The 13322-nt window shown below is 70.3% G+C and carries 13 protein-coding genes, 1 other RNA gene and 1 pseudogene; 8 read left to right on the plus strand and 7 right to left on the minus strand.

All coding sequences use genetic code 11. The features are described from left to right. Nucleotides 1–848 (minus strand): FAD-dependent monooxygenase (locus tag RISW2_RS21285; RefSeq protein WP_043774854.1); only part of this gene is annotated, 848 nt, incomplete at its 3' end. A gap of 108 nt (nucleotides 849–956) precedes the next feature. Continuing rightward, nucleotides 957–1379: an RNA polymerase-binding protein DksA gene (dksA, locus tag RISW2_RS21290; RefSeq protein WP_043774855.1), complete on the minus strand. Its 423-nt coding sequence runs from the start codon at nucleotides 1377–1379 to the stop codon at nucleotides 957–959. A gap of 179 nt (nucleotides 1380–1558) precedes the next feature. Here dksA and RISW2_RS21295 point away from each other — a divergent pair, with 179 nt between their 5' ends. Beyond that, entirely contained in the window at nucleotides 1559–2401 is an 843-nt protein-coding gene (locus RISW2_RS21295) for an AAA family ATPase (RefSeq protein ID WP_043774856.1), read from the plus strand. 22 nt (nucleotides 2402–2423) lie between these two features. On the opposite strand, the gene RISW2_RS21300 is transcribed toward RISW2_RS21295, so the two are convergent. From RISW2_RS21300 to RISW2_RS21315, 4 genes are all read right to left on the minus strand, one after another. Beyond that, on the minus strand, nucleotides 2424–3626 hold the full coding sequence (locus RISW2_RS21300) for an aminotransferase class V-fold PLP-dependent enzyme (protein WP_043774857.1): 1203 nt from the start codon (nucleotides 3624–3626) through the stop codon (nucleotides 2424–2426). Nucleotides 3627–3778: 152 nt separating this feature from the next. Then, a complete protein-coding gene (locus tag RISW2_RS21305; protein ID WP_051492254.1) occupies nucleotides 3779–5422 on the minus strand; it encodes a BCCT family transporter in 1644 nt (547 codons plus the stop codon). A 308-nt stretch (nucleotides 5423–5730) separates the two neighbouring features. Continuing rightward, nucleotides 5731–6723 (minus strand): acryloyl-CoA reductase, encoded by a 993-nt coding sequence (acuI, locus tag RISW2_RS21310; RefSeq protein ID WP_043774858.1) that lies wholly within the window; start codon nucleotides 6721–6723, stop codon nucleotides 5731–5733. A gap of 111 nt (nucleotides 6724–6834) precedes the next feature. Continuing rightward, nucleotides 6835–7350: a DinB family protein gene (locus RISW2_RS21315; protein WP_043774869.1), complete on the minus strand. Its 516-nt coding sequence runs from the start codon at nucleotides 7348–7350 to the stop codon at nucleotides 6835–6837. 112 nt (nucleotides 7351–7462) lie between these two features. Here RISW2_RS21315 and ssrA point away from each other — a divergent pair. The 6 genes from ssrA to RISW2_RS21340 all read left to right on the plus strand — a co-directional run bounded on the left by ssrA (nucleotide 7463) and on the right by RISW2_RS21340 (nucleotide 11795). Next, nucleotides 7463–7817, plus strand: a transfer-messenger RNA (tmRNA) gene (ssrA, locus tag RISW2_RS24295). A 104-nt stretch (nucleotides 7818–7921) separates the two neighbouring features. Beyond that, nucleotides 7922–9190, plus strand: a complete 1269-nt coding sequence (locus RISW2_RS21320) for a chromate transporter (RefSeq protein ID WP_043774859.1) — start codon at nucleotides 7922–7924, stop codon at nucleotides 9188–9190. Nucleotides 9191–9274: 84 nt separating this feature from the next. Then, nucleotides 9275–9754 (plus strand): SspB family protein, encoded by a 480-nt coding sequence (locus RISW2_RS21325; protein ID WP_043774861.1) that lies wholly within the window; start codon nucleotides 9275–9277, stop codon nucleotides 9752–9754. Between the two features lie 128 nt (nucleotides 9755–9882). Beyond that, entirely contained in the window at nucleotides 9883–11277 is a 1395-nt protein-coding gene (gene fumC / locus RISW2_RS21330; RefSeq protein WP_043774862.1) for a class II fumarate hydratase, read from the plus strand. A gap of 60 nt (nucleotides 11278–11337) precedes the next feature. Further along, nucleotides 11338–11544 carry a DUF4169 family protein gene (locus tag RISW2_RS21335; RefSeq protein ID WP_043774863.1) on the plus strand — a complete coding sequence of 69 codons (207 nt, stop codon included), beginning with the start codon at nucleotides 11338–11340 and terminating at the stop codon, nucleotides 11542–11544. Beyond that, nucleotides 11541–11795, plus strand: a complete 255-nt coding sequence (locus tag RISW2_RS21340; protein WP_051492259.1) for a ribbon-helix-helix domain-containing protein — start codon at nucleotides 11541–11543, stop codon at nucleotides 11793–11795. Before RISW2_RS21335 ends, RISW2_RS21340 begins: the two co-directional genes overlap by 4 nt. Nucleotides 11796–11814: 19 nt before the next feature. Here RISW2_RS21340 and RISW2_RS21345 read toward each other — a convergent pair whose 3' ends face one another. Further along, nucleotides 11815–12519, minus strand: a complete 705-nt coding sequence (locus RISW2_RS21345; protein WP_043774865.1) for an SIMPL domain-containing protein — start codon at nucleotides 12517–12519, stop codon at nucleotides 11815–11817. 162 nt (nucleotides 12520–12681) lie between these two features. Between RISW2_RS21345 and RISW2_RS21350 the strand changes: the two are divergent. Continuing rightward, nucleotides 12682–13322 (plus strand): annotated as a pseudogene (locus RISW2_RS21350) (hypothetical protein); the annotation flags it as partial.

The following is a 13322-nucleotide window of genomic DNA, read 5'->3' on the forward strand; positions in this document are numbered from 1 at the left end:
ACGCCCTCGGCATGCCAGCGCGGCGCCACGCGGTGGCGGAAGAGCCCCCAGAGCCCCGGCGCGTCGACCTCGGCCATGAGCCGCGCCACGTCGCCGCCGAAATGCGAGAAGGTGCCACGCATGGCGTCGCCGTTGCCGGTCCGGCTCCAGCTTTCCTCGGTCCAGGTGCGGCGTTCCTCGACGGCGACGAGATTGACCACGTCGCCGCCCCGCAGGGGATAGCTGACCACGTGGCCGCCCGGCCCCATGTGCACGCGCGCCTCGGCCGGGTGGGCGGTGACGTTCGGCACCACCGCGCGCCAGGCCACGTGGCCGGTGAAGGTGGCGGCGGGCGCCGCCCCGAGCGCGCCGCGCACCACCGAGTGCAGCCCGTCCGCGCCGATCACGAGGTCGGCCTCGAACGTGTCGCCGTGCACGAGCGCCACGCGCGGGCGCGGGCCCGGCACCACGTCAGCCACCTTCTGCAGGAGCTTGACCTGCACGCCCGCGGCGCGCGCGGCGCCCGCCAGCACGTCCACCAGGTCGGCGCGGTGCACGAAGCGGTGGTCGCGGGCGCGCGCGGCGAGGTCGAGGCGCAGCACCTCCTTGCCGGTTCGGAAGTCGCGCAGCGACATCGCACGGGCGCGCGGCGCGCTGTCGAGCGCGGGCGCGAGGCCCAGCGCGTCGAGCACGACCATGCCGTTGGGAGAGATCTGCAGGCCCGCGCCCACCTCGGTGATGGCGGGAGCCTGTTCCAGAACCGTGACCCGCGCGCCGAGGCGCCTCAGGGTCAGGGCCGTCGCCAGCCCGCCGATACCGGCGCCGATGACGGCGATGCTCAGGTCGGCGAGGGGTCTGTCGGGGTGCATCGCGGGCAGTGCGCCTTCGGTGCGCGGTCGAAACGGGGCACGGAGCGGGCGCGGCACCCGGGGGGTCGCGCGGCGGCGGCGGCACGGGGCCGCCCGCCGCGCGGGCGGTCAGTCGTCGCGGTGCACGCGCTCGCGGCGTTCGTGGCGCTCCTGCGCCTCGAGGCTCATGGTCGCGATCGGGCGGGCATCGAGCCGCTTGAGCGAGATCGGCTCGCCCGTGACCTCGCAGTAGCCGTATTCGCCGTCGTCGATGCGGCGCAGCGCGGCGTCGATCTTTGCGACAAGCTTGCGCTGGCGGTCGCGGGTGCGCAGCTCGATCGCACGGTCGGTTTCCTCGCTCGCGCGGTCGGTGACGTCGGGGATGTTGCGGGTGCTGTCCTGCAGTCCCTCGATGGTGTCGCGGCTGTCGGCGAGCAGGTCGTTCTTCCACATGACGAGCTTGCGGCGGAAATATTCGAGCTGGCGCTCGTTCATGAAAGGTTCGTCTTCGGCCGGACGGTAATCATCGGGCAGGAAGGACTCAGGCTTCATGGCGGTTCCCCTTGCAACGCCGACATCTGCCATAGAAATTTCCCCAGATATCTGGCACCCCTGCGGGCAGCACTTAGACCAACGTCTCGAAGATGTCACTACCGAATAGCGTGCCTTGACGGGTAATTCCGGTGGTGAAAGACCCTAGGCGCAAGCGGAAATCGGGAAGCGGACGCAGCATGAGATTCGAGGGCACCGCCGAGTATGTCTCGACCGACGATCTGACGGTGGCGGTGAACGCCGCGGTGGCCCTGGAGCGGCCGCTCCTGGTCAAGGGCGAGCCCGGGACCGGCAAGACGGAACTGGCCCGCCAGGTCGCCCGCGCGCTGGGGCTGCCGATGATCGAATGGTCGATCAAGTCCACCACGAAGGCGCAGCAGGGCCTCTACGAGTACGACGCGATGAGCCGGCTGCGCGACAGCCAGCTGGGCGAGGCGCGGGTCGCGGACGTGGGCAACTACATCCGCCGCGGCAAGCTGTGGCAGGCCTTCGCCGCCGAGCAGAAGGTGGTCCTGCTGATCGACGAGGTCGACAAGGCGGACATCGAGTTCCCGAACGACCTGCTGCAGGAACTCGACCGGATGGAGTTCCACGTCTACGAGACCGGCGAGACGGTGCAGGCGCGCCACCGGCCGATCGTCATCATCACCTCGAACAACGAGAAGGAGCTGCCCGACGCGTTCCTGCGGCGGTGCTTCTTCCACTACATCCGCTTTCCCGATCCCGACACGCTGAAGCGCATCGTCGAGGTGCACCACCCGGACATCCGGTCAGACCTTCTGACCACCGCGCTGACGCAGTTCTACGAGATCCGCGAGACGCCGGGGCTGAAGAAGAAGCCCTCGACCTCGGAGGTGCTGGACTGGCTGAAGCTGCTTCTGACCGAGGACCTGGCGCCCGAGGACCTGCGCCGCGACGGGGCGAGCGCCCTGCCGAAGCTGCACGGCGCGCTGCTGAAGAACGAGCAGGACGTGCACCTGTTCGAGCGGCTCGCCTTCATGGCGCGCCGGCAGGGGCGCTGACTGCCTCCCCTGCCCGCCCGGTTCAGATCGCGTCCTCGAGCGCCGAGACCAGCGTGCGCACCTCGTCCTCGGACGTGTAGTGCACGAAGCTCAGGCGCAGCACGCCCCGCGCCGGATCGATTCCCATCGCCTTGAGCGGACGCACCGCGTAGAAATCCGACGCTCCGGCATTGATGCCCCGCGCGGCGAGCGCACGGGCCGCGCCCTGCGGGTCGGGCACGTCGAGCGCCACGGTCGGCGCCCGGGTGGCACCATCGGCCGGCCCCAGGAGGCGCACGCCGTTCCGCCCCGTCACCGCGTCGAGCAGCGGCTGCAGGAGCCGGATCTCGTGCGCGCGCATCAGGTCGTGGGTGTCCGCGGGCGCGATGCCGTGACGGTCGGCCATCGCCTCGAGGTAGTCGGCGATTCCGGCCGAGGCCGCGATCTGCGCGTGGTCGGGCCCGGCGGGCGTGAAGCGCTTGTAAAGGCTTCCGGCGTTGAAGAAATGCGCCTGGTTCGGCAGCGCCTCGCCCAGCGCGCGGCGGATCACCATGATCCCCTGATGCGGCCCGTAGGTCTTGTAGGCCGAGAAGAGGTAGATGTCGGCGCCGAGCGCGGCCACGTCCGGCAGCCCGTGAGGCGCGTAGCTGACGCCGTCGACGCAGGCCACCGCGTCCGCCGCGTGCACCTGCGCCACGATCTCCGCCACCGGGTTGATCTCGGCCACGACGTTCGAGCAATGCGGAAAGCAGACGAGCCGCACGCGCCCGTCGCCCAGCAAGGCCGCCAGCGCCTCGCGGTCGAGATGGCCGGTCGCGGGGTCGATGCGCCACTCGCGCACCTCGATGCCGGCATCGGCGAGCCTGCGCCACGGCCCCGAATTGGCCTCGTGATCCTGTTCGGTGACGACGATGGCATCGCCGTCCGACAGGTGCTCGCGGAAGGCCTGCGCCAGCACGTAGGTGTTCTGCGTGGTCGACGGGCCGAAGCTCACCTCGTCGCGGGCGACACCCATGAGCGCCGCGAGCCGGGTGCGGGCCTCGTCCATCTCCTCGCCGGCGAGGCGCGAGGGATCGGCGGCGCCGTAGGGCTGGACCTTGCGCTCGGTGTAGAAGCGGGTCAGCCGGTCGATCACCGGCCGGCAGGCATAGGAGCCGCCCGCGTTCTCGAAGTGCAGCTGCCCGGCGAGCGCCTCGGAGGCGAAGGCGGGGAACTGCGCCCTCACCCAGTCGATGTCGAGTTGCATGGCCGCATGTCCTCTTGCCTGTCCGTCGTCGGGCGCGAGAGAACCGGAACCGCGCCGCGGCCGCAAGGGGGGGCCGGTGTCCCGGCGCTGGGCACAAAAAACCCCCGGGCGCGGTGGGCGCGCCCGGGGGTGGTGTCGCGATGAGCCGGGGCTCAGCGCGGTTCGGAGCGCAGGCCCTTGAAGATCGACCAGCACATCACGAGCAGGATCAGCGTGAAGAAGATGCCCGTCGCGTTGACCATCGCCTGGAGCGCCGTGAGGCCGCCGCCGATCAGCAGCACGATGGCCACGACCCCCTCGGTCACCGCCCAGAACACGCGCTGCGCGGTGGGCGCCTCGGTCTTGCCGCCGGCGGTGATGGTGTCGATCACCAGCGACCCCGAATCCGAGGACGTGATGAAGAAGACGAGCACCAGCACGATCCCCAGCGTCGAGGTGATCATGGTGAACGGCAGGTCGCCGAACATGGCGAACATGGCGATCGAGTCGTTGTAGCTCGCGATCACGTTCTGGTAGACGCCGCTGTCCGGGCCGAGCGTCAGCACGTCGTTGATGGCCGTGCCGCCGAAGACCGCCATCCAGAACACCGACACGAGCGTCGGGATCAGGATCACGCAGGTGATGAACTCGCGCACCGTGCGGCCGCGGCTGACGCGGGCGATGAACATGCCCACGAACGGCGACCAGGAGATCCACCACGCCCAGTAGAACGAGGTCCAGCCCTCGCGGTAGCTGTCATCCTCGCGCCCGAACGGGTTCGAGAGCGGCACCACGTCCTGCGCGTAGGTCGACAGCCCGATCCAGAAGTCGCTGAGGATCTGCAGCGTCGGACCGGCCAGGAACACGAAGAGCAGGAGCGCCGCGGCCAGGAACATGTTGACGTTCGACAGCACCTTCACGCCGCCGTCGATGCCCCGCACGACCGAGATCAGCGCGACCCCTGTCACGCCCATGATCACGATGATCTGCGTGTTCAGCGTCTCGGGCAGGCCGAAGACGTAGTGCAGACCCGAGGTCGCCTGCTGCGCGCCGAGCCCGAGCGAGGTGGTCAGGCCGAAGAGCGTGGCGAACACCGCGATGATGTCGATGACGTGGCCCGGCCAGCCCCAGACGCGGTCCCCGAGAAGCGGGTAGAACGCCGAGCGGATCGAGAGCGGAAGCTGCTTGTTGTAGGTGAACAGCGCGAGCGCGAGCGCCACCACCGCGTAGATCGCCCAGGGGTGCAGACCCCAGTGGAAGATCGTGGCGGCAAGGCCGTGGGCGCGTGCCTCGGCGACGAGGTCGGGGTTCACGCTGCCGTCGTCGTTGAGCGGCCCCTCGAGCCCGAGCGGACCGGATACCTGCATGTGGTAGACGGGCTCGAGCACGCCGAAGAACATGAGGCCGATGCCCATGCCCGCCGCGAAGAGCATCGCGAACCACGACAGGTAGCCGAAATCGGGCTCGGCATCCGTGCCGCCGAGCCGCACCGAGCCCCAGGGGCTGACGATGAGCGCAAGGCAGAACACGACGAAGATGTTCGCCGCCGACAGGAACAGCCAGTCGAAGCGGGTCGTGACGAAGGTGAACAGCCAGTTGAAGACCGCGGAAGCCTGATCCTGGAAGATCAGCGTGACCAGCACGAAGGCCAGTGTGGTCAGCGACGAGATCAGGAAGACCGGGTTGTGGATGTCGAAGACCAGCGGGCCGAACTTCGGGGTGATGTTGTCCTGGCCGACCTTGTAGTCGGTGTCGATGGTGTTGACGTCACCGTCCGGCGACGGGATGTCGAGACCTTCGGATGATGTGTCCGCCATGCGGCATCGTCCTCCTCTGGTGGTTACGGTTCTGGGATGGCGCAGTCGTTTCACAGAATTAGGCCGGGGTGAACCGGCGGCGACGCGATGTTCCCGCTCCGCCGCGGCGATATTCGCGAAACGTATCCAACATCTTGAACCGAATGGCTAAAAATTTGAAGGCGCGTGAAGGGAACCCCATCCGCCATCACGCGTTCGCGCGCGCGAACGCGGCGGAGTCCGATCCGGTTCCAACGCGCCCCGGGCCAGCCGACACAGGCGCGCGGGCCGGCGCGGCCGGCCCGTCGGCACGTTTCCGCGCGGATCCGTCAGGCCGTGAGGTCGACCACCACCCGGCCCCGCACCTGTCCCTTGAGGATGTCCGCGCCGAGCTTCGGCAGGTCCTCGAGCGTGGCGGGCGTCACCATCGCCTCGAGCCTGTCCATGGGCAGGTCCCGGGCGATGCGTTCCCAGGCGCGCAGGCGGTTCTCGTAGGGCTGCATCACGCTGTCGATGCCGAGGAGGTTCACGCCGCGCAGCAGGAACGGCACCACCTTGGCCGGAAGGTCCGCGCCGCCCGCGAGCCCGACCGCCGCCGCCGAGGCGCCGTACTTGAGCTGGCCCAGCACGCGGGCGAGCATGGCGCCGCCCACCGCGTCGATGCAGCCCGACCAGGTCTCGCTCTCGAGCGGACGCTTGACGGTTTCAGCCACGTCCTCGCGGGGCACGATCTGCGTGGCCCCGAGGCCCCGCAGGTAATCCGCCCCCTCGGGACGGCCGGTGACGGCGGCGACCTCGTAGCCGAGCCGCGCGAGGATCGCGGTGGCCACCGACCCGACGCCGCCCGAGGCGCCGGTAACGAGGACCGGCCCCTGCCCCGGCGCGAGCCCGTGGTCCTCGAGCGCCATGACCGCGAGCATGGCAGTGAAGCCCGCGGTGCCCACCGCCATGGCCTGCCGCGTCCCGAGCCCCTCGGGCAGCGGCACCAGCCAGTCGGCCTTGACCCGCGCCTTCTGGGCGTAGCCGCCCCAATGCGCCTCGCCCACGCGCCAGCCGGTCAGCACCACCTTGTCGCCCGGCGCGTAGCGGGGATCGTCGGACGCCTCGACGGTGCCGGCAAAGTCGATGCCCGGCACGTGCGGGTAGCGGCGCACCAGCCCGCCGCCCGGGCCGATGCAGAGCCCGTCCTTGTAGTTCAGCGTCGAGTACTCGACCGCGACGGTGACGTCGCCCTCGGGCAGGTCGCTCTCGGCGATGTCCTGCACCCCGGCGCGGGTCTTGCCGCTCTCCTCGTCCTTCTCGACCACAAGTGCCCTGACCATCGCTGCGCTCCCTTCCGTGGCGTGCCATTCGTCTTCCGCGACGTCGCCGCGGCCTCCCACGAGACATACCGCGACGGGCGGGCGCGGCAACCTGCAGCGCACCGCGGGCGATCAGAGCGACGGGCCGTCCTCGGGCATGAAGGCGAGGTCGGTGACCGGCGCGGCGCGGCCGGCGGCGGTCAGCATGGCGTGGATCTGGCCGCGGTGATGGGTCTGGTGGTTGAACATGTGCACCACGCAGAGCGCGCGCGGCTTCTCGACCCGCCGGCCGAGCGCGCCGGAATGCCACGAGAGCATGCCGGTCAGCTCGACGCTGCGCAGCCGCTCGGCCCAGAGCAGGATGTCGGCATCGGCGCGGAAGCGCGCGATGTCCCAGTCGCGCGCCGAGTCGGTGAACCGGGGGCTGTCCGAGATGCCGCCCCCGGGCGCGGGCCCGCCCACGAGGCGCGACATCCACATGCGGTCCGCCCAGAGGACGTGGTTCGCGGTGCCGAGCAGCGACCCGAAGAACGCGCCGCGCTCCTGCGCGAGTTCGGCCGCGGACATGTCGGCGAAGATCGCGCGCAGCTGACGGTTCTGCCAGGCGTTGTAGCGCGCCATCCACAGGCAGTATCCGGCATCGACCATGGCCATCCCCCGTCATCCCGCGCAAGCGCGCGGCGCGCCGCGCGGCGAGGGTCGAGGATCCGCGCGCCCGAGACAAGTCCGCGACGGCGCGCCGCAAGTTTTCCCGTTCGCGGCCCTTTGCAGCGCCGCGCGGATCGCCTACATTACGGGTGTCTCGGCAACGGGACTATGGACATAAACGCGCTCGGAATAAGCGGATCGGACCCGGGGGCGGTACCCGGCGGCTCCACCAAATCATCCCGTCGTTGGGGGGACCATGGGGCCGAAATAGGATCGACGAACGTCTAAAGGGGTGGCTTTGTCCCGGTGAGGTACCACCGTTATCGGTCCGTAAAGCATAATTGCCAACGACAATCGTGCTCCGGTTGCCCTCGCTGCGTAAGCAGTGCGGAAAACCGAAATCTAAGCCCTTGCGCCTAGCAGCGTAAGGCGGGGTTCGCAGGCACCTGGCAACAGAAGCCTGCACTTTCTCCCAAATCGTCAGACGCTCCGCGAACCTTGCGCTTTGACGTGCGGACGGGTGCGGGCTAGGTGTCGCGCGCGGAACGGCAACGAGCGCGCAGGACCGGCGATGACTGCACCCACACGCGGCGAGCTTGCGCGCGTCTTTCACCGCATCGGCTGGCTGTCGTTCGGCGGCCCGGCCGCGCAGATCGCCCTCATGCACCGCGAATGCGTCGAGGAACGGCCCTGGCTGACCGAGCGGCAGTTCCTGAACGCGCTGAGCTTCTGCATGCTCCTGCCCGGCCCCGAGGCCATGCAGCTTGCCACCTATACCGGATGGCGGCTTGCGGGCATCGCGGGCGGGGTGATCGCCGGGGCGCTCTTCGTGCTGCCCGGGGCGCTGGTCGTCGGCGCGCTCGCGCTGATCTACCTGAGCTATGGCAGCGCGCCGGGCTTCGAGGCGGTGCTGCTCGGCGTCAAGGCGACGGTGATCGTGATCGTCGTCCAGGCGCTGGTGCGGCTCACGCGCAAGGGGCTGACGGGCGGCGCCATGGTGGGCGTGGCGGCCGTGTCCTTCCTCGCCATCTGGGCGCTGTCCGTGCCTTTCCCGCTGATCGTGGCGGGGGCCGCGGCGTTCGGCTGGCTCACGGGACGCGCGGGCGGCACGGGACAGGAGGCGACCGAGGCCCCGGCGATGCCCGCGCCCTCGCCCGGTGTGGTCGCGCTCTGGGCGGGGCTGTGGCTCCTGCCGCTGCCGATCCTCTGGCTCGCCGGCGGCGGCCTCTTCCTCGACCTCGCGGCGTTCTTTGCCAAGCTCGCGGTGGTGACCTTCGGCGGCGCCTATGCCGTCCTCGCCTACATGGCCGAGGTCGTGGTCGAGGCGGAGGGCTGGCTCGACGCGGGCCAGATGATCGACGCGCTCGGGCTGGCCGAGACGACGCCCGGGCCCCTCATCCTCGTGACGCAGTTCGTGGGCATGATCGCGGGGCACGGGGCGGCGGGCGTCGCCGGCGCGGTCGCGGCCGGCGTCCTCACGCTCTGGATGACGTTCCTGCCGTGTTTCCTGTGGATCTTCGCCTTTGCCCCGCATGTCGAGGCGCTGCTCGCGCGGCCGGCGCTGCGCGCCGCGCTCGCCGCGGTGACGGCGGCGGTGGTGGGCGTGATCCTGAACCTGTCGCTCTGGTTCGCGATCCACGTCCTCTTCGCCGAGGTGCGGGACGTGGGCCCCACGGCGATCGCGCTGCCCGTGCCCGCGAGCGTGGATCCCGCCGCGGTGGCGCTGACCGCGCTCGCCGGCGTCCTGATGCTGGTGCTCGGGCGCGGGCCCCTCGTGACGCTGGCGGTCTGCGCGGCGGCGGGCGGCGCGCTGGCGCTCGTCCCGGCGCCACCTGCCTGAGGCACGGGCTTTTTCGCGGCCCGGCCCCTTTCGTTTCCGTTCAGATCGAATATGGTGGCCCCGTCAAACGGAAAGGCGGCGGTCATGTCCCAGGGCATCGACTATGGCAATCTGATGCACCGCGCCATGCGCGGGCTGATCCAGGAAGTCCTGGAAGGCGTCGCGGCAGAAGGCCTGCCGGGCGACCACCATTTCTTCATCACCTTCGACACCGGCCACCCGGATGTCGAGATCGCGGACTGGCTGTCGGATCGCTACCCGGGCGAGATGACGGTGGTCATGCAGCACTGGTTCAGCGACCTCGACGTGTCCGACGAGGGCTTCGCCGTCACGCTGAACTTCGGCGACGCGCCCGAACGCCTCTACATCCCCTACGACGCCATCAAGACCTTCGTTGACCCCTCGGTCGAGTTCGGCCTCCGGTTCGAGACGCAGGACGGTGACGACAGCGAGCCGCCGCAGCGCCCCCGCCCCGCCGAGGTCAAGCCGCGCGAGCAAGCCGCCGACAAGCCGTCCGAAAAGAAGGACGCCGACGTCGTGAGCCTCGACTCCTTCCGCAAGTGACACCTGCCTGACCGGTGGACGCGCCGCCCGCGCGACGCCCGCGCGGCCGCGAAGCCGGTTGCCCGGATCGTGCCGCTTCGGTATCCCGCTGTCGACATTCAGCTGACGCAACCCGAGGAATGCGCCCGATGACCGCCACCCGCACAGAGACCGACAGCTTCGGACCGCTCGAGGTTCCCGCCGACAAGTACTGGGGCGCGCAGACCCAGCGGTCGATCATGAACTTCCCCATCGGCTGGGAACGCCAGCCGGTGCCGATCATCCGGGCGCTCGGCACGATCAAGAAGGCCTGCGCGCTGGCCAACATCGCGCAGGGTAGCATCGACCGCGAGATCGGCGAGGCCATCGCCGCCGCCGCGCAGGAGGTCATCGACGGCCGCTTCGACGACAACTTTCCCCTCGTGGTCTGGCAGACCGGGTCGGGCACCCAGTCCAACATGAACGCCAACGAGGTGATCTCGAACCGTGCGATCGAGATGCTGGGCGGCCAGATGGGCTCGAAGACGCCCGTGCACCCGAACGATCACTGCAACATGGGCCAGTCGTCGAACGACACCTTCCCGACCGCCATGCACGTGGCGATCGGCATGTCGGCGCGCGACGTGCTGCTCCCCGGCCTGCGCAAGCTTCACGCAGCGCTCGTGGCCAAGTCCGAGGCGTTCGCCCACATCATCAAGATCGGCCGCACCCACACCCAGGACGCGACGCCGCTGACGCTCGGGCAGGAATTCTCGGGCTACGCGCATCAGGTCGCGAAGGGGATCGAGCGGGTCGAGGCCTGCCTGCCCGACATCTACGAACTGGCGCAGGGCGGCACCGCCGTCGGCACCGGCCTCAACACCCGCAAGGGCTGGGACACGGCCGTCGCGGCCCACATCGCCGAGATCTCGGGCCTGCCCTTCGTGACCGCGCCCAACAAGTTCGAGGCGCTCGCCGCGCACGACGCCATGGTGATGTTCTCGGGCGCGCTCAAGACCGTGGCCGCGTCGCTCTTCAAGATCGCGAACGACATCCGGCTGCTCGGGTCGGGCCCGCGCTCGGGGCTGGGCGAGCTGATCCTGCCCGAGAACGAGCCCGGCTCGTCGATCATGCCGGGCAAGGTGAACCCGACGCAGGCCGAGGCGCTGACCATGGTCTGCGCGCATGTCATGGGCAACGACGCGGCGGTCGGCTTCGCCGGCAGCCAGGGCCATTTCGAGCTCAACGTCTACAACCCGATGATGAGCTACAACGTCCTGCAATCCATGCAGCTCCTGGGCGATTCCGCCTCGGCCTTCACCGACAACATGGTGTCGGGGATCGAGGCCAACGAGGCGCGCATCGAGAAGCTCATGAAGGAAAGCCTGATGCTGGTGACGGCGCTGGCGCCGACCATCGGCTACGACAACGCCACCAAGGTCGCCAAGACCGCGCACAAGAACGGCACCACCCTGCGCGAGGAAGCGGTCAAGCTCGGCTTCGTCGACGAGGAGACCTTCGACCGCGTCGTGCGTCCCGAGGACATGATCGGTCCGAAGGACTGAGCGACGCGTCGCGCGCGGGCCGCCGTTGACGGCCCGCGCGCACCCGCTATCCTGCCCGCCATGAGCAAGGTCGTGAACCTCAACCGCGCCCGAAAGGACCGTGCCCGCGCCGACCGGCGCGCGCAGGCCGACGGCAATGCGGCGAAGTTCGGCCGGACGAAGGCGCAGAAGGCACGCGAGGCGGACGATGCCGCGCGTGCGGCGCGCCACATCGACGGCCATGCCCTGGGTCCCCGCGCGGGCGGCCCCGACGATCCCGACAGGTGAGCGGCCGGCCGGTCAAGCGGTCGCTGACACTGCGCGGCCACCGCACGTCGGTGTCGCTCGAGGACGCGTTCTGGATCGCCTTCCGCGAGATAGCCCGCGCCGAGGGCAAGCCCGCCAACGCGCTCGCGGCCGAGATCGACGCGGCACGAGAGCTTGAAACCGGGCTCGCCTCGGCGATCCGGGTCTACGTCCTGAACCGCTACCGCGACATGGCGGCGGAGGCCCAGGCGGCCGCGGAGGCGGCGCGGTGAGGCCGCGCCGCGCCAGGCGTCACTGCAGCAGTTCGAAGACCACGCTGACCTGCGCGGAGTAGCCGGTCTCGCCGCCCGCCACGGGCACGTCCGCGGCCATCCGCATCTCGGCCATGGGCATCGGACGCGGCATGCCGCCGACCTCGTCCAGGCGCAGGACGCGGCCGAGCCGCACGCCGGCGGCCTCGGCGTAGAGTTCCGCCTTGGCGCGGGCATCGGCCACCGCAGCGCGGCGCGCCTCGTCGATCAGCGGATCGGGATCGGCGACCGCGAAGTCGAGCCCGCCCAGCGTGTTCGCCCCGTCCTCGAGCACCGCACCGAGGATCTGGCCCACCTGGTCGAGGTCGCGCACGCGCACCGTCACCTGGTTGCGGGCCACGTAGCCGTCGATGCGCGGCCGCGTCTCGCCCTCGCGCCCGGTGCGCAGCGGGTCGAGCGACAGCGACGAGGTCTGCACGTCGCGCGGCGCCACCTCGAAGCCCTCGAGCCGGTCGAGGATCCGCGACACCACGTCCGAGGCGCCGTCCATGGCCGCGGCGGCGGTGTCGCCATCGACCTCGACACCGAGGCTGATCGTGGCCATGTCGGGCGCGGCGGCGGCCTCGCCTTCGCCGGTCACGGTGATCTGCGGCTGCTGCTGGACCTGCTGCGCCGCGACGGCGGCCGGCAGGGCGAAGGGGGCGGCGAGGCAGGCGGAAAGTAGCAGGGCGGGAAACGTGCGCATGGCGGCACTCCTTCGCTCGGGGATCACGTTCACGCTACATACGCGCGTCCCTCCGCCCACCGCAAGGCAGGCGTCTTTTGCTGGGCAGGTCCCTGCTGTAGAACGGTTTCCAGCCCGCGTTGTGACTCAACAGCAGGTCGCAGGAATGGTAGGACAGGCGGCATGAAACCCGATCTCGCGCTCAACCTGTCGTTCGACGGCATCTCGCTGCTCGAACGCACGCCGGCGGGCTGGATCGTCCTCGGCGAGGCCTCTCTCGACGCCGACCTCGAGACGGAGATGGCGCGCCTGCGCCAGGCCGCTCTCGGATCGGGGGCGGGCACCGAGGCGGTCAAGCTCGTCATCCCGAACGACCAGATCAAATATCTCGACTGCGCGGCCGCGCCGGGCGATCCCGAGCCGCGGGTGCGCGAGGTGCTCGAGGGGGCGACGCCCTACACGCTCGACGAGCTCCGCTACGACTGGTCCGAGAAGGCCGGCAAGACGCTGATCGCCGCGGTCGCGCGCGAGACGCTGGACGAGGCCGAGGCCTTCGCGCGCGGCCACGGCTTCCGGCCGGTCTGCTTCGTCGCGATCCCGAAACGGCGCAAGTTCAAGGGCGAGCCGTTCTTCGGCCCCGCCCGGTCGTGGGAGGGCGAGGCGCCCGAGCGCGACGATTTCCTGATGCGCATCGTGGACGAGCCCGACGGCGAGGCGGAAGCCGATGCGGCCGCCCCAGTTGCCCCGGCGGCCGCCGCCACGCATCCCGACCCGACCGCGGCCCCGCCCGCGCCCGGCGCGGAGGCGCTGCGCGCGGCGCGCCG

The sequence above is a fragment of the Roseivivax isoporae LMG 25204 genome (assembly GCF_000521865.1).
GTDB classification, from domain to species: domain Bacteria; phylum Pseudomonadota; class Alphaproteobacteria; order Rhodobacterales; family Rhodobacteraceae; genus Roseivivax; species Roseivivax isoporae.